The organism is Oceanidesulfovibrio marinus (assembly GCF_013085545.1).
GTDB lineage: Bacteria > Desulfobacterota > Desulfovibrionia > Desulfovibrionales > Desulfovibrionaceae > Oceanidesulfovibrio > Oceanidesulfovibrio marinus.
The window spans coordinates 1278880-1293358 of the sequence record NZ_CP039543.1 but is presented as its reverse complement, the minus strand read 5'-3'; the positions used below and the strand labels follow the sequence as shown (position 1 = coordinate 1293358).

The following is a 14479-nucleotide window of genomic DNA, read 5'->3' as shown; positions in this document are numbered from 1 at the left end:
CTAGTCGAGGCCCAGATAGGCGGCTCGTACTTGCGGGTTCGCCGTAAGGTCGGCCGAGGTGCCTTCCAGCTGGACCGAGCCCGTGGCGAGCACGTAGCCCCTGTGGGCTATCTGCAGCGCCATCTGGGCGTTCTGCTCCACAAGCAGCACGGTCGTTCCTTCCTGGTTGATGGACTGGATGACCTCGAAGATATTTTCCACCACGATGGGCGCGAGGCCCAGCGACGGTTCGTCCAAAAGCAACAGCTTGGGCCGGGCCATGAGCGCCCGCCCTATGGCGAGCATCTGCTGCTCGCCGCCGGAGAGCGTGCCTCCGGGCTGCCTGCGTCGTTCGGCAAGAATGGGGAAGAGCTCGTAGGCGCGCTCCTCGTCCGCTTCTATGCCTTCAGAGTCGTTGCGCAGGTAGGCTCCCATCATCAAGTTCTCACGCACCGTAAGGCGGGGGAAGATCATCCGGCCTTCGGGCACCTGAGTAATGCCGCGGGCAACGATCTTTTCCGAGGCCAACTTGGTGATGTCCTCGCCCAGAAAGGTGATGGAACCCCGGCGCGGTCTGTACACGCCGGAGAGGGACATCAGGGTGGTCGTCTTGCCGGCGCCGTTGGCGCCGATGAGACAGACGATCTCCTTCTCGTTGATCTTCAGCGAGACGCCTTTCAGGGCGTGGATGGAGCCATAATACGTGTGGATGTCATGAATCTCAAGCATCGGCCGCCCCCCTGCCCAGATAGGCTTCGATGACCCTGGGGTCGTCCTTGATGGACTGCGGCGGGCCGTCTGCGATCTTCTCGCCGTGGTCCAGCACGACGATGGAGGAGCAGATGGACATGACCAGCTTCATATCGTGTTCGATGAGCAGCACCGTGACGTCCTGTTCGAGAATGGAAAAGATGAGCTGCTTGAGCTCCGCGGTTTCGCGGGGGTTCATGCCGGCGGCCGGCTCGTCCAGCAGGATGAGGGACGGCTCCGTGGACAGGGCGCGGGCGATCTCCAGGCGGCGCTGGTCGCCGTAGGAGAGCGAGTGTGCGCGCTCCAGGGCGTGGCGGCTGAGGCCCACGAAGTCCAGCCAGTGCATGGAAGCTTCCACGATCTCGCGTTCCTCGCGCTTGTGCGCCGGTGTGCGCAGCACGGCGCCCAGGAAGTTGGACTTGGTGCGTGGATGGCGTCCGATGCGCACGTTGTCGAGCACGGTGAGCTCGGAGAAGAGCCGGATGTTCTGGAATGTCCGGGCAATGCCGAACTCCGTCACCTTCTCCGGCTTCTTGCCGTTGATGCGCATGGCCTCCATGTTGCGCCGGGGCGAGGAGAGCATGATGTCGCCCGATGTGGGCTTGTACACGCCGGTGATGCAGTTGAAGCACGTGGTCTTGCCGGCGCCGTTGGGGCCGATGAGTCCCTTGATGGTACGCGGTTCGATGGTGAAGCTCACGTCGTTCAGGGCCATGAGGCCGCCGAACCGCTTGGACATGTTCGTGATTTCGAGGATCGGTTGCATGACGGAATATCTATCGATCAGGCCGCGGCCCGTTCACGGTCGAGCCGCTTTTTGAGGTCCTGGATAATCGGGTTCTGCATGCCGGTGGCGGCGATTCGCGGCAGGAACCCGGACGGCTTGAAGCGCATGATGAGAATCATGATGAGTCCATAGAAGAGGAAGCGGGTTTCCACGGGGAGCCCCAGCTCCGGCAGCACGACGCGGAGCACCTCGCCCAGGGCCACCAGCACGGCCGCGCCGATGAGCGCGCCGTTGATGTTGCCCAGCCCGCCCAGCACGACCATACAGAGCACCAGGAAGGATTCCCAGAACTTGAACATGTCGGGGGAGAGGAAGAGGGTCCAGCGTGCGAAGAAGCAGCCGCCCACGGCGCCGATGCCGGCGGAGATGGCAAAGGCGATGACCTTGTAGTTGAGGATGTTGACGCCGCAGCTCGATGCCGCCAGCGGGTCCTCGCGGATGGCGTACCAGGCGCGCCCCAGACGGGAGTCTTCCAGCCGGCGCATGACTCCGTAGATGACCAGAACCATGACCAGGGCGAGGAAGAAGTACGGCAGCTCGCCGTCGAACTCGTAGTACCAGTCCCAGGCGGGGTTGAGCGCCTTGGAGATGAACGAGAGGTCGATGGAGACGGGGTCGATGCCGGGCAGGCCCAGGGGGCCGCGGGTCAGCCAGATCTCGTTGGTCAGGAACAGCACCACCAGCTCTGAGAAGCCGAATGTGACGATGGCGAAGTAGTCGCCCGTGAGCCGCAATGTCGGTGCGCCGAGCAGTATGCCCCAGAGCGCGCCGTTGAGTGCGGCAAAGGGCACGATAACCCAGAAGGACAAGCCGTAGTTGATGGTGAGCAGGCCGGCTGTGTACGCGCCGATGCCGTAGAAGCCGACGAATCCCAGGTCCAGCAGGCCGCAGAAGCCGGGCACGATGTTCAGGCCCATGGCCAGGACCATGTAGACCATCACCAGGGTGAACACATGCAGCATGTACTCCGAGGTGAAGGGCATGAAGGGAAGGATGCAGGCTACGGCGAGCAGGGGAAGTGCGATTTTCTTGTTCATGCCGACCCCCTAAGCCTTGTCCACCAGGGCTTTGCCCAGAATGCCGGACGGCCGGAAGATGATCACGGCGATCATCACGGCGTAGGCCACGCCGTCGCGGTACAGGGATGAGACATAGCCGGCGCCGAGGGCCTCGGCAATACCGAGCACAATGCCTCCGAACATGGCTCCGGGAACGGAGCCGATGCCGCCCAGCACGGCCGCGGCAAAGGCCTTGACGCCCGCCACATAGCCCATGGTGGGGTAGAGCGTGTTGTAGAACATGGCCACCAGGATGCCCGCCATGGCGCCCATGGCCGAGCCCAGGGCGAAGGTGAACGAGATGACCCGGTTCACGTTGATGCCCTGGAGCTGGCAGCACGTCCGGTTCTGGGCCAGAGCGCGCATGGCCGTGCCGATGCGCGTCTTGGCGATGATCAGGTAGAGGCCGATCATCATGGAGAACGTGATGCCGAAAATGAAGAGGTGGAGCCAGGTGATGGTGACTTCGCCGAAGCTGAAGGCTTGCTCCGCCAGGACGGCCGGTACGGCGTCCTGCGGGAAAGCGCGGGGGCGGCTGCCCCAGATAACCATGGCCAGGTTCTGCAGAAATATTGACATGCCGATGGCCGTTATGAGCGCCGCCAATCGATGCGCGTTACGTAACGGTCGATACGCAACGACGTCGATCATGATGCCGAGCAACGAGCAGCAGAGCATGGCGAGGGGAATGGCCAGCCACAGGGGCAGGCCGAGGGCGGTGATGAACGTGGCGCAGAAGAACGCGCCGAGCATGTATATTTCGCCATGGGCAAAGTTGATGAGCTCAATGACACCGTAGACCATGGTATAGCCGACAGCGATGAGCGCGTAGATGACGCCCAGGGTGAGTCCGTTTACGAGCTGCTGTTCGAGCACTGGTATCTTGTGGGTTTTGTAGCGGTAGGCGGTGAAGAAAACAGGCTGGGTCCGAAGACCCAGCCTGATGTTATCTCTCGAAACCGTATCGCGTGGTTAGTTGAGCTGTTGGGGTGCCGGGACGAACTCGCCGTCTTTGACCATCTTGACGTAGGCTGCCTTCTGGGCGTCGCCGTGCTCGTCGAAGTAGGTCAGGCCGGTTACGCCCTTGTAGCCTTTCTCCGGGGTGTCCATGGCGGCCAGGTACTCCTGGATCTTGGCGCGGTCGGGGCCCACGGCCTTCACGGCGGCCAGCAGCATGCCGGCGGCGTCATAGGCGTTGGCGCTCATCCAGTCCACGTCGCGGCCGTTCTCTTCCTTGAACTTGGCGATGAAGGCCTGTGCATCGGGACCAGCGGCGGCGGCCAGGAAGGGCACGGTCATGTAGGTGCCGTCGGCGGCGTCCTTGGCAAGGTTGATGTAGTCGACGTTGTCCAGACCGTCGGCGCCGAACTTGATCACGTCCATGCCGAGCTTCTTGGCCTGGCTGGCGATGAGGGCGCCCTCGTTGTAGTAGCCGCTGATGAACAGGCCGTCAGGGTTCTTGGACTTCAGGGCGGTGAGCTGCGGGGTGAAGTCGGTGGTGCCCTTCACGTAGCCCTCGGCGCCGACAACCTCGAGGCCGATGGTCTTGGCCTCAGCGGTGAAGGCGTCCTTCAGGCCGATGCCGTAGTCGTTGTTCTCGTAGAAGATGGCGATCTTCTTGAGGCCCAGCACCTGGGAGACGTAGTCGGCCAGGAACTTGCCCTGGTAATCGTCACGGTACACATCGCGGAAGGACCAGACCTTGCCGTCGCGGTCGGCGTTCTTTTCGCTGATGGTCACGTTGGTGGCGGTGGGGGAGATCATGGGAACGCCCTTGCGCACGTAGGTGGGCAGAGCAGCCAGATGGGCGGAGGAGCAGAGATGGCCGACGCCGCCGACGATGTCCTCGTCCTGGGCGACCTTGGTGGCCACGGTGGCGGCTTCCTTGGGCTCGCACATCTCGTCCAGATAGACAGCCTCGATCTGACGGCCGTCGATGCCGCCGGCTTCGTTGACTTCCGCTACCTTCATCTCCACGCCGGCCTTGACGTTGTCCCCATAGGCCGCTGCGCCGCCGGAGAAAGGCGAGGGCACTGCGATTTTGATGGGCTCCTCGGCCATGGCCGGTCCCGCAAGAAGGAGGGCCACTGCCGCTGCTACGAGAATCTGTACTATTTTGTTCATGTTCAGTCCTCCAAGCTGGAAAAATGGAGCGCGACGAGCGCATTTTGCATTGCATGGGAGAGGCGTAAAAGCCGGCCCGATGTATGCAATCTGCGCTATATACGACTACGTGCGCATGGAATAGGGTTCTTTGCCACTAAACTCCAGCTGTCGTCAACTTCCGGTCTGGTTTCCGGAGGTCTGATTACCAGTCTGCGCGGGGGCTCCGGTCCCGCTCCGGTCATGATCGTGAGCAGGTGTTTCCAGTTCTTTTGCAATACGTTGCGACATGTCTGTACCCTCGCCGGCCAGGCGCAGCGCCGTCTCCAGGTCCTGGTGGCCCTTCTCGGGATTGTCCAAAAAATGTTTTTCGACCATGCCAAGATTGTAAAAATGGGTCGCGTTGTTCGGATCAAGCGTGACCAGCCGTTCCAGCAGCCGTGCGGACTCCTCGTACTCCTGATTGTCGAAGCGGACCATGCTCAGGAGGGTCATGGCCTCCACATTGGAGGGATCGGCCACCAGCGCGCGCTGCAGGAAGTTGCCGGCCGAGTCGGCGTCGCCCATGGCCAGGAACTGCTTGGAGATGCCGATGAGCACGTCCGGGTCGTTGGGGCTCTCCTTCATCTTCTGCATCAGCTCGCGAATCTGGCCCATGCCTTCGCCGTTCTGGCCCATGCCGGAGCCGGGCATGGCCGGAGGCATGGTCTGACCACCCATGGAGCCGGAACCCGGCATTCCCGGGGGCATGGAGCCGGGCGGCATGCTCTGCTGCGCCTGCTCGTCACCGTGCTCGTGCGCCGGGTTGGGAACCATCTTGCGTACCAGGGTATGGTTCATGCGGTAGATAAATGAAGCCGCGAAGATGAGCGCGAATCCCCCCAGCACAATGGCCAGGATGACGCGGCGGGGGCCTTTGGTCATGGCGCCGGCGCCCGGGTCCTGCTGCTTCTTGCTCGCTGTCTGCGGGGCGGGCTTTCTGGGCTGCTTCTTCTTTTTCGCCATGTGCTACCGGACCTTCTTTTCTTCGTCCTCGTCGTGGGTGAGGCGTTCGAGTTGCGCCAGGCGGTCGCCCAGCCGTTTCTGGTTCACGGCCAGGAACGCCATGTAGGCGCCTATTCCGAGCCAGACCACAGCATTGCCGGCTATAAGAAATGTGGTGTGATCCATATCAATGCTCCTTCCAGATGATGCGTGCTTCGATGCGGTCCGCCGTTTCCATCTGCCACAGCCGCGCCAGCACGATGGCGGCCCAGAGCAGGCCGAACGCGCCGAGGCTGACGAACAGGGTGAGCTTCATTTCAGGCTCCAGTCCGCCGCCGGAAGAGCCGAACACCGCGGGATGGATGGAGCGCCAGAGACGCGCGGAGTAGAAGACCAGGGGAACGTCCAGAAAGGCCACGATGCCCAGCACGGCGCTGACCACGGCGCGTCTGCCCGGCTGCATGGAAAGCGAGCGGATGAGCAGGTAGCCGGCGTAGATGAACCACATGACCAGGGTGGTGGTCAGCCGCGGGTCCCACGTCCACCAGACGTTCCAGGACACCCGCGCCCAAATGGAGCCGGAAACCAGGGCCAGCAGGGCGAGCACCACGCCCAGCTCCGCCGCGGCGCCGGCCACACGGTCCCAGAAAAAGCTGCGTCGCAGCAGGTAGGCCACGGACGCCACGAAGACCACGAAAAAGCTGAGTAGTGACCAGACGGCGCAGGGCATGTGGATATAGAAAATCTTCTGGATGGGCCCCAGGGTGGCTTCCACGGGCGCGTAAAGCCAGACCAGCAGCTGGCTGCAGAAAACCGCGACGCCGGCGACGAGTGCGAGCAGGGATCGGATGTTCATTGATCGAATCTCTTTATCTTACGCTGTGGCATCCGGTGTTAGTGCCTTTTGGATATTGTCGCAACGTGCCTGGAATGGTTGTACAATGTTTAATCCCCCGTATGCCTCCGGCGGCCGGGGGAACACTGTTCCCCGGACCCCCAGATCGGGGTCAAGGCGCCACTGGCCCCTTGCGGGGAGCCCGAGGGGCAGAGCCCATCGGCTCTTCAAAAAAGCATAGTCCCCCAGGCGCTGTTAACATGCTCTAATCTCCAGCGCGGTACAGGATGGGGAACAGCAGCAGTCCGACCGAGGAGTACAGCGCGCCGAATCCGAGGGCAAGCCCCATCCAGGAGCCGGCGCCCAGGGGCGAGGCGCCTTCCAGAAAGCCTGTGGTCAGCCGGATGCCGGCCAGCAGCACCGGTATGACCAGGGGAAAAAGCACCAGCGAAAGCAGCGACTCCCGGCCGGCCTGGCCCTGGGCCAGCGCACCCAGCAACGTACCCACGGCGACCAGGCCCCAGTCCACGATCAGTATGCCGGCAATGCCGACGAGCCAGCTTTCAACCGGGCCGGAGGGCTCGACGCCCAGAAAAATGATGGTCGCGGGCATGAACGCAAGCTGCGAGGCTGCGACAAGCAGGCCGGAGGCCATGGCCTTGCCCGCCCACACCGCGGCCAGCGGCGCCGGCGAGAGTATGAGCCCGTGCCGGGCGTTGCTCTCTTCCTCCAGGCTGAACAGCGCGTTGGACATGAGCACCAGGGAGAAGAGCGAGGCGAGCCAGAAGATGGTAGCGGCGGTCTGCGCCGGGACGAGGTCGCCTGCCCGGCGGGACAGGCTGAAGACGAAGACGAGCACGAGGCCCAGGAGCAGCGCCTGCACAAGCCCGGCCCCGCGCGTGAGCGTGAGGCGCAGGTCCTTGAGGGCCATGAGCAGCGTGGGCTTCAGCATACGGCCTCCGGCTCGTAGTCCTCGGCCGGGCCGATGAACACGGTCTTGCGCCGGGCAATGCCGATGACGCGGTCGGCCAGGGGCAGGTCGTGCTCCACGTGGTGGCTGATCCAGACGATACCGGCCCCGCGCTCCTTGGCGCGGGTGATCTCCTCGTGCAGGATCACGGCGGAGCGGCGGTCCAGGCCGGTGCCCGGCTCGTCCAGGAACAGGAGCTCGGGTTCGGCCAGGAACAGGCGCGCGAGGTTGAGCCGCTGGGCCATGCCGCGGGAGAAGTGGCCAGCGCGCTCGTTGGCCACGGCGGCGAGTTCCACGCGCTCCAGCATCGCAGTCAGCGAGGCGTCGTCGTTGGGCGCGCCGAACATCCCGGCCCAGAAGCGCAGGTTCTCCATGGCCGTGAGCTGCGGGTAGAGGAAAGGGCGATGGCCCAGAAAGCCGATGCGCTCGGGCTCCACATGGCGCTGCACGGTGCCGGCGTCAGCGTGGCCGGCTCCGGCCAGGATGCGCAACAGGGTGGATTTGCCCGCGCCGTTGGGGCCCACCACCAGGAGGGCCTCGCCGGCATCCACAAAGAGGCTCACGTTCTTGAACACGAGACGCGGCCCGTAGAACTTGGCAAGGCCGGCGGCCTGGAGCAGCCGCTTTTCCCCAGCCGCATCAGCCACGCGCGGCGCCTCCGGACTTTTTCTTTTTGGCTTCTTCGGCCGTGTCCTTGGGGCGGGTCAGGCCGAGGAAGGGCAGCAGGCACATGAGCGTGCCGCCGATCCAGATCCAGTTGATGAGCGGGTGAACGGACAGCTTGAGCGAAGCCTTGCCCTGCTGGGTCAGGCCCAGGAGCGTACCGTAAAGCTCGTCCCCCAGGCCGGGGATGGTGGACGCCTCGGCAAAGGGCTGCTCGAACTTGCGGTACACGCGGCGCTGCGGCGCGAGCATGCCTACCGCCTTGCCGTCCTTGCTCACCTCTATCTGCGCCTCCAGGTAGATCATGTCGGGCTTTTCGCCCTGTACGATATCCTTGAGCGTGAAGGTGTAGTTGTCCATGATCACGATCTCGCCCTTGTCGAGCATGAAGTCCTTCTCCACCTTGTATGGTCCGGAGAAGGCTACGCCCAACACCACGAGGGCCAGGCCGAGGTGCACGCCGTATGCGGCCCAGGCGGTGCGCCGCCGGCGCAGGGTGCTGTCGGCGAGCACGGAGGAAATGCTGCCCACGGCCACGGCCAGGGCGGCGGCTGCGGCGATGAGCGCCAGCGGGATGGTCATGCCGCCCATGCCGAGCATTACGCCCACGCCTGCGAACACGCCGACGACGGCGAAGAACAGGGTGCTGCGCACGATGCCCTTGTTCCAGCCCAGGAACGGGCAGACGGCCAGCAGCACCGTGAGCAGGGCGAAGAACGGCAGGCAGACGCGGTTGTAAAACCCTTTTTCCAGACCCACCGGCGTGTTGCTCCACAGGCTGGAGATGAGCGGCCAGAGCGTGCCCAGGATGATGACCACGCCGAGCAGCACCAGCAGCCAGACGGCCATGAACAGGAAGCCCTCGCGGCTCAGCGGTCCGGCCAGCGGCTTGGAGGCATGCTGCGGGGCGAAGTACACCGCAATGATGGTGAGTACGAGCCAGGCAAGGATGAAGATCAGCAGGGGAAGGGCCACGCCGCCACTGCCAAAGGCGTGCAGGGAGTCCACCACGCCGCTGCGCACCAGGTAGGTGGCGAAGAAGCTGGTGCCCAGCGCCATGGAGGCGAGAAAGGCGTTGGTCCGGGTCAATGCGCCGCGGCGGCGTTCCAGCACGGCGGTGTGCAGAAAGGCCGTGCCCACGAACCAGGGAATGAGCGAGGCGTTCTCGACCGGGTCCCAGGCCCAGTAGCCACCCCAGCCCAGCTCCATGTACGACCACCAACCGCCCAGGATGATTCCGGCGGTGAGGAACAGCCAGGCCAGCAGGGAGGCGTTGCGCGATGCCGCGACCCAGCCGAGCTCACCGGACTGCTTGCCCGCGATGCGTTGCGCCAGGCCCAGGCAACCGGGAATGCAGAATCCGGCGTAGCCCAGAAAAAGCAGCGGCGGATGGAAGATCATGCCCGGGTTCTGCAGCAGGGGGTTGAGGCCCCGGCCGTCCATGGGCGAGGGCGACATGGCGATGAACGGGTTGGACCAGCAGGTGAGCAGCAGCATGAAGAACCCTTCCATGAGCAGGAAGAGGGTCCAGAACCACTGTCGGGTGGGCGCGGCAAGGCGCCTGTACCCGGGGGAGAGCATGAAGGCTGCGCAGAACACGGCCGTGGCCCAGGCCCAGAAGAGCAGGGAGCCGGCCTGTCCGGCCCAGAATGCCGTTATCCTGTAGAAAAGCGGCAAAAAGTTGTCAGAATAATCCGCCACATAGACCAGGGTGTAGTCCTTGCGGATAAAGGCGAGAAGCAGAATGACCGAGGCGATGGTGACGAGAGCCGTGAGCGCGATCTGCGCCCGCTCCGGCCAGGCTATTTTGATGGTGCGGCCCTGCCAGGCGGACCATGCCGAGTAGACTCCACAGATGAGCGCGGCAAACATGGCCGCGAGCAGACAGGCGTATGCGAACAGATACATAATGGATGGCTCCGGTCTTGTAGGAGCCGCGGACTATAGAACGATTGGCGCGCAAAGAAAAGGCCCCTGCTCCGGGGGATGCGCACTCCATGCAGGCGCCGCCGTCAGAATGACGATGGTGCAGGCTGTCGCCCGCCAAATGTTCGGGCCGCGGCTATGTGTCGCGGTTCTGTTTCTGGTACTTGGACGGGCACTTGGTCATCAGCGTGGTGGCGCCGAAGACGTGGCTGGAGGGATCCAAGCCGCCCTCGACGATGACCTCCGCGCCCGCCTTGAAGGTGTCCGGCACTGCGCCGTGGTAGGTTACGTGGATGGTCTTGGCCGTGTCGTCCTTGTCTTCCAGGATAAAGGCCACGCCGGGCGCATCCTGGGACATGCGGATGTCCCGGGCATGGACCGTGCCGAAGAGCCGCGCCTGGTCGAGCTTGGTCGGCTCCATGGCCAGCGCCTCGGAAACGTTGAGGAAGTAGGAGCTGTCCTCGGACAGTCCGGTGAAGACGAGAAAGCCTACGCCGCCGAGCAGAAGCAGGGCCAGGGCGAGGTAGACCGGGGTATTCGATTTCTTTGCGCTCATGTACGCCTCGTGCATTGGGTCTCGTGATGAATCCCTACCGCAACGCGGTGGATCAGAAATATTGTAATAATCGCCCCCATCACGTCAACCTTTATCGCGCGCGTTGCCATCCGGAGATTCGGGCCCGGTCTGCTCCTGCGCGGCGTCGGCCAGGGACGCCGCCTCCGTGGTCAGCTGCTGGCGTTGCAGCCGGGCCAGCTCTCGCAGGTCCTCCACCTGGTCCGTCTCGTCCACGATTTCCTTGCCCAGCATCTCTTCGAGCACGTCCTCCAGCGTGACCACGCCGTCCACGCCGCCGTACTCGTCCAGCACCACGAAGAGGTGTAGCCGCGACTCCAGAAAGCGCAGCAGCAGCTTGTCCAGGGTGAGGGTTCCCAGCACGAACCGCACCGGCCGCATGAGCTTGTCCAGGGTGATCTCGTCCTGCTGGTTGGCCAGGGCGTTGAGCACGGAGCGGCGGTAGACGATGCCCACGACCTCTTCCGGGTCGTCGTTCTCATACACCGGGATGCGGCTGTGGTTCCAGAACTTGGCCGTGCCGCGCGCCTCGACCGCCGAAATGTGCGCTGGCAGGGAGAAGACCACGGTGCGCGGAGTCATGATGTCGGCCACGACCTTGGTGTCCAGGCTGAGGATGTTGCGGATGGTGGACTCTTCGAACGCCTTGAGGATGCCAGCCTTTCGCGTCAGGCTGACGATGGCCATGATGTCGTTTTCCGTAGTCGCCGTCTGGGATGCGCTGGGCTTGCGCACCAGCCTGGTAATGGCGCCGGTTACCCAGATGATGGGCAGCAGCGAGAGCACCAGGTACTTGAGTGGCAGCGCCATAAACGGCGCAATCTGCTTGGCGTAGGCCACGCCCACCGTCTTGGGCAGAATCTCCGAGAGGATGAGGATGGCCAGCGTGAAGACGGCGGCGAAGATGCCCGTGTAAGCGTCGCCGAAGTAGTTCACCGCCGCGGCGCCGGCTATGGATGCGCCGGCCGTGTTCGCCACCGTGTTGACGATGAGAATGGCGGAGATGGGCTTTTCGATATCACTGCGCAGGTTCTGCAGGATACGCCCGGAGGTGCGGCCCATGGAGCGCAGGTACTCCACATGACTCACGGAGACGGAGTACAGCGCGGCCTCCATGATGGAACACATCGCGGAGATGATGATCGCCAGCCCGGCGGAAAGAATGAGCGCGAACATGGCTATCCGTATTTGCGGCAGGGCAGGCGGGGGCCGGCGGTGAAGAAGTTCCGTCGGTCGGGTTCCTTGTCGTCCATGGCCGCACCATAACGGAGATGGTGCGCAAAAATCAATCCTGAGGGCAACCCGCGGCCAGGTTTTCTTGCATGCTTGGCGCACCCGTGGAATAAAAAAGCATCAAACACCCCGCACAAACGCGAAAAGGCAGCCCATGAGACCACTCTACTTCGACTACAATGCCACTACGCCAGTCCATCCGGAAGTACGCGACAGGCTGATTCCATTCCTCAGCGAGAGCTTCGGCAACCCCGGCTGCGCCCATCTGCCGGGCATGTCCGCCAAAGACGCCGTGGACCAGGCGCGGGAGAACGCGGCCGCCGCCCTGGGCGTTTCGGCCTCCTCCATCGTCTTCACCTCCGGCGCTACTGAGGCGAACAACCTGGCCGTTCTCGGCACGGCAGGGCCCTTTGCGCCCGAGGGCAGGCCGGAACGCATCGCTGTGAGCGCGGTGGAGCATCCGGCCGTATTCGCTCCAGCGCGGGCCCTGGAGCGCCGCGGGTCCAGGATGTATGTCATTCCCGTGGACAGTCAGGGGGCCATGGATCTCGACTCTCTGGAGCAGGTCTGTTCTTCGGGCGGGCCGGGCCTTCTGGCCGTGATGCTGGCCAACAACGAGACCGGCACGCTGAACCCGGTGCGGGAGGCGGCGAAGATTGCCAAGGAGCACGGCTGGCTGGTCCACTGCGATGCGGCCCAGGCCGTGGGCAAGATTCCAGTGGACGTGGCCGAGCTGGGCGTGGACTTCCTGACCGTGGCCGGCCACAAGTGCTACGCGCCCAAGGGCGTCGGGGCCCTGGTGATCGCCAGCGAGGAAGCCAGAAAGCGCATCGCGCCGGTCACCTTTGGCGGCGGGCAGGAGGGCGGTCTGCGGCCCGGCACGGAGAACGTGCCGTACATTGTGGCCTTGGGCGCGGCGCTGGAGATCGTCTGCCGCAAGGTGGCTGATGAGGAGCCGCGACAGCGGGCGCTGGGCAACCGGTTCATGGCCGGGCTCGATGATCTGGGCCGGCCGTTCCGGCTCTTTGGAAAACCGTTCACCGAAGACGCCCGTCTGCCACAGACCGCCAACGTCGGTTTTGCAAACGTCACGGCCGGGTCCATCCTCTCCGGCCTGGTGGCGCGGGAGGTGGCCGTGTCCGGCGGCGCCGCCTGCCATGCCGGGCAGGTGAGTATCTCCACCACGCTGCTGGCCATGAACGCGCCGGAGCAATACGCGGCCGGGGCCGTGCGCTTCTCCTGGGGCATATTCACGGAAGAGCAGGACGTGGACGAGCTCCTGCTGCGGCTGGAAGAAACCCTGGCCGAGCTGGACTAGGGCAAAGGCGTAAGCTGTTTGCACAGGCTGTTAGCGAGAGGGACACCCTTTAAAAGGGGTTTCCCTCTCGCGCTCTCCCTTCCGAAACTTTTTATCTGGTTGAGCAGTCCAACTTGATAAAAAACAGAGAAAAATCTTTGGAAAGGGGTGCGGGGGAAGAACCTTTCTTCAGAAAGGCTTGCCCCCGCCGCCACGAGAGCCAAGAAACAAAAAAGCCGGCCCTCCATCGCGGAAGGCCGGCTTTTCAATATCCCAATAGATGGACTTTGAGTGTCCAGATTTCTGGACGAAATCCCTACAGGTCCTTGCCCACCATCTTGATCAGGCGCAGCAGCTGGTTGGTGAAGCCGGCCTCGTTGTCGTACCAGATGATCAGTTTGCAGAGCCGCTTGTCGATGACGTTGGTGGTGAGCGCGTCCACCACGCCGCCGTAGATCGAGCCCATGTAGTCCACGCTGACCAGCGGTTCCTCGGAGTAGCCCATGTTGCCCTGCATGGGGCCTTCGCTGGCCGCCTTGAGCGCGGCGTTGACCTCTTCGGCCGTGCAGTCCTTGGCCAGCTCGCAGGTGAGGTCCACCAGGGAGACGTTAGGCGTGGGCACGCGGATGGCCATGCCGTTGAGCTTGCCTTCCAGCTCCGGGATGACCAGGGACAGGGCCTTGGCCGCGCCCGTAGTGGTCGGGATCATGGACACGGCGGCGGCGCGGCCGCGGCGCAGATCCGAGTGCGAGCCGTCCAGGATGCGCTGGCTCATGGTGTAGGAGTGCACCGTGGTCATCTGGCCGTGGACGATGCCGAACTCGTCGTTGAGCACCTTGGCCGCGGGAGCCAGGCAGTTGGTGGTGCAGGAGGCGTTGGAGATGACATCGTGTTTGGCCGGGTCGTAGTCCTGATGGTTCACGCCCATGACCACGGTGATGTCCGCATCCTTGCACGGCGCGCTGATAACGGACTTCTTGGCTCCGGCGCCCAGGTGCTTGGCCAGGCCGGCGCGGTCCTTGATCCTGCCGGTGGTCTCCACGACGACGTCCACGTCCCACGGGGTCCAGTCGTGCTGGCCCAGGGGCTGGCGGCTCACGGCGATTTCCTTGCCGTTCACGATCAGGCCGTTTTCGTTGTGCGAAACGCCGGGGAAGCGGCCATGGCAGGAGTCGTACGCCAGAAGATGGGCCAGGCTCGCGTTGTCGGCGCGGGCGTTGATGACGGCCAGCTCGATTTCCGGCTCATCCGCAAGCAGACGGGTAAGGTAGCGGCCGATGCGTCCGAAGCCGTTCATTCCGAGTTTTACGCTCATTGCAT

15 protein-coding genes are annotated in these 14479 nt (G+C 63.8%); 1 reads left to right on the top strand and 14 read right to left on the bottom strand.

Translation table 11 applies throughout. The features are described from left to right. The 13 genes from E8L03_RS05765 to E8L03_RS05705 all read right to left on the bottom strand — a co-directional run bounded on the left by E8L03_RS05765 (position 1) and on the right by E8L03_RS05705 (position 11805). Positions 1 to 708, bottom strand: a complete 708-nt coding sequence (locus E8L03_RS05765; protein WP_144305802.1) for an ABC transporter ATP-binding protein — start codon at positions 706 to 708, stop codon at positions 1 to 3. Then, positions 701 to 1495: an ABC transporter ATP-binding protein gene (locus E8L03_RS05760; protein ID WP_144305803.1), complete on the bottom strand. Its 795-nt coding sequence runs from the start codon at positions 1493 to 1495 to the stop codon at positions 701 to 703. The genes E8L03_RS05765 and E8L03_RS05760 overlap by 8 nt, the downstream gene beginning before the upstream one ends. A gap of 17 nt (positions 1496 to 1512) precedes the next feature. Then, complete coding sequence (locus E8L03_RS05755) at positions 1513 to 2553, bottom strand: branched-chain amino acid ABC transporter permease (protein ID WP_144305804.1); 1041 nt, start codon at positions 2551 to 2553, stop codon at positions 1513 to 1515. 9 nt (positions 2554 to 2562) lie between these two features. Next, complete coding sequence (locus E8L03_RS05750) at positions 2563 to 3450, bottom strand: branched-chain amino acid ABC transporter permease (RefSeq protein ID WP_144305805.1); 888 nt, start codon at positions 3448 to 3450, stop codon at positions 2563 to 2565. Between the two features lie 96 nt (positions 3451 to 3546). Beyond that, positions 3547 to 4698 (bottom strand): ABC transporter substrate-binding protein, encoded by a 1152-nt coding sequence (locus E8L03_RS05745; protein ID WP_171266811.1) that lies wholly within the window; start codon positions 4696 to 4698, stop codon positions 3547 to 3549. 153 nt (positions 4699 to 4851) lie between these two features. Next, a complete protein-coding gene (locus tag E8L03_RS05740) occupies positions 4852 to 5682 on the bottom strand; it encodes a tetratricopeptide repeat protein (RefSeq protein WP_144305807.1) in 831 nt (276 codons plus the stop codon). A 3-nt stretch (positions 5683 to 5685) separates the two neighbouring features. Next, complete coding sequence (locus E8L03_RS05735) at positions 5686 to 5847, bottom strand: CcmD family protein (RefSeq protein WP_144305808.1); 162 nt, start codon at positions 5845 to 5847, stop codon at positions 5686 to 5688. A 1-nt stretch (position 5848) separates the two neighbouring features. Beyond that, on the bottom strand, positions 5849 to 6517 hold the full coding sequence (locus E8L03_RS05730) for a cytochrome c biogenesis protein (protein WP_171266810.1): 669 nt from the start codon (positions 6515 to 6517) through the stop codon (positions 5849 to 5851). Positions 6518 to 6761: 244 nt separating this feature from the next. After that, a complete protein-coding gene (locus E8L03_RS05725; RefSeq protein WP_171266809.1) occupies positions 6762 to 7448 on the bottom strand; it encodes a heme exporter protein CcmB in 687 nt (228 codons plus the stop codon). Beyond that, a complete protein-coding gene (gene ccmA / locus E8L03_RS05720) occupies positions 7442 to 8113 on the bottom strand; it encodes a heme ABC exporter ATP-binding protein CcmA (RefSeq protein ID WP_167512502.1) in 672 nt (223 codons plus the stop codon). Before ccmA ends, E8L03_RS05725 begins: the two co-directional genes overlap by 7 nt. Further along, on the bottom strand, positions 8106 to 10037 hold the full coding sequence (locus E8L03_RS05715) for a heme lyase CcmF/NrfE family subunit (protein ID WP_171266808.1): 1932 nt from the start codon (positions 10035 to 10037) through the stop codon (positions 8106 to 8108). The genes ccmA and E8L03_RS05715 overlap by 8 nt, the downstream gene beginning before the upstream one ends. 154 nt (positions 10038 to 10191) lie before the next feature. Beyond that, positions 10192 to 10611, bottom strand: coding sequence for a cytochrome c maturation protein CcmE (locus E8L03_RS05710; RefSeq protein WP_144305812.1), 420 nt, complete (start codon positions 10609 to 10611; stop codon positions 10192 to 10194). An 84-nt stretch (positions 10612 to 10695) separates the two neighbouring features. Beyond that, positions 10696 to 11805 carry a hemolysin family protein gene (locus tag E8L03_RS05705; RefSeq protein WP_171266807.1) on the bottom strand — a complete coding sequence of 370 codons (1110 nt, stop codon included), beginning with the start codon at positions 11803 to 11805 and terminating at the stop codon, positions 10696 to 10698. A gap of 211 nt (positions 11806 to 12016) precedes the next feature. On the opposite strand from E8L03_RS05705, the gene E8L03_RS05700 reads away from it, so the two are divergent. Then, the gene (locus tag E8L03_RS05700; RefSeq protein ID WP_144305814.1) at positions 12017 to 13180 is read left to right on the top strand and encodes a cysteine desulfurase family protein; all 1164 of its coding nucleotides are present in this window, start codon (positions 12017 to 12019) and stop codon (positions 13178 to 13180) included. Between the two features lie 295 nt (positions 13181 to 13475). Here E8L03_RS05700 and gap read toward each other — a convergent pair whose 3' ends face one another. Beyond that, positions 13476 to 14474, bottom strand: coding sequence for a type I glyceraldehyde-3-phosphate dehydrogenase (gene gap, locus E8L03_RS05695; protein ID WP_144305815.1), 999 nt, complete (start codon positions 14472 to 14474; stop codon positions 13476 to 13478). Positions 14475 to 14479: the final 5 nt, after the last annotated feature.

Bases quoted from the DNA above. Each gene is read 5' to 3' on its own strand.
- E8L03_RS05760 (WP_144305803.1), bottom strand. From the start codon at position 1,495: ATGCAACCGATCCTCGAAATCACGAACATGTCCAAGCGGTTCGGCGGC.
- E8L03_RS05715 (WP_171266808.1), bottom strand. From the start codon at position 10,037: ATGTATCTGTTCGCATACGCCTGTCTGCTCGCGGCCATGTTTGCCGCG.
- E8L03_RS05705 (WP_171266807.1), bottom strand. From the start codon at position 11,805: ATGTTCGCGCTCATTCTTTCCGCCGGGCTGGCGATCATCATCTCCGCG.
- gap (WP_144305815.1), bottom strand. From the start codon at position 14,474: ATGAGCGTAAAACTCGGAATGAACGGCTTCGGACGCATCGGCCGCTAC.
- E8L03_RS05730 (WP_171266810.1), bottom strand. From the start codon at position 6,517: ATGAACATCCGATCCCTGCTCGCACTCGTCGCCGGCGTCGCGGTTTTC.
- E8L03_RS05735 (WP_144305808.1), bottom strand. From the start codon at position 5,847: ATGGATCACACCACATTTCTTATAGCCGGCAATGCTGTGGTCTGGCTC.
- E8L03_RS05745 (WP_171266811.1), bottom strand. From the start codon at position 4,698: ATGAACAAAATAGTACAGATTCTCGTAGCAGCGGCAGTGGCCCTCCTT.
- E8L03_RS05725 (WP_171266809.1), bottom strand. From the start codon at position 7,448: ATGCTGAAGCCCACGCTGCTCATGGCCCTCAAGGACCTGCGCCTCACG.
- E8L03_RS05710 (WP_144305812.1), bottom strand. From the start codon at position 10,611: ATGAGCGCAAAGAAATCGAATACCCCGGTCTACCTCGCCCTGGCCCTG.
- E8L03_RS05700 (WP_144305814.1), top strand. From the start codon at position 12,017: ATGAGACCACTCTACTTCGACTACAATGCCACTACGCCAGTCCATCCG.
- E8L03_RS05765 (WP_144305802.1), bottom strand. From the start codon at position 708: ATGCTTGAGATTCATGACATCCACACGTATTATGGCTCCATCCACGCC.
- E8L03_RS05740 (WP_144305807.1), bottom strand. From the start codon at position 5,682: ATGGCGAAAAAGAAGAAGCAGCCCAGAAAGCCCGCCCCGCAGACAGCG.
- E8L03_RS05755 (WP_144305804.1), bottom strand. From the start codon at position 2,553: ATGAACAAGAAAATCGCACTTCCCCTGCTCGCCGTAGCCTGCATCCTT.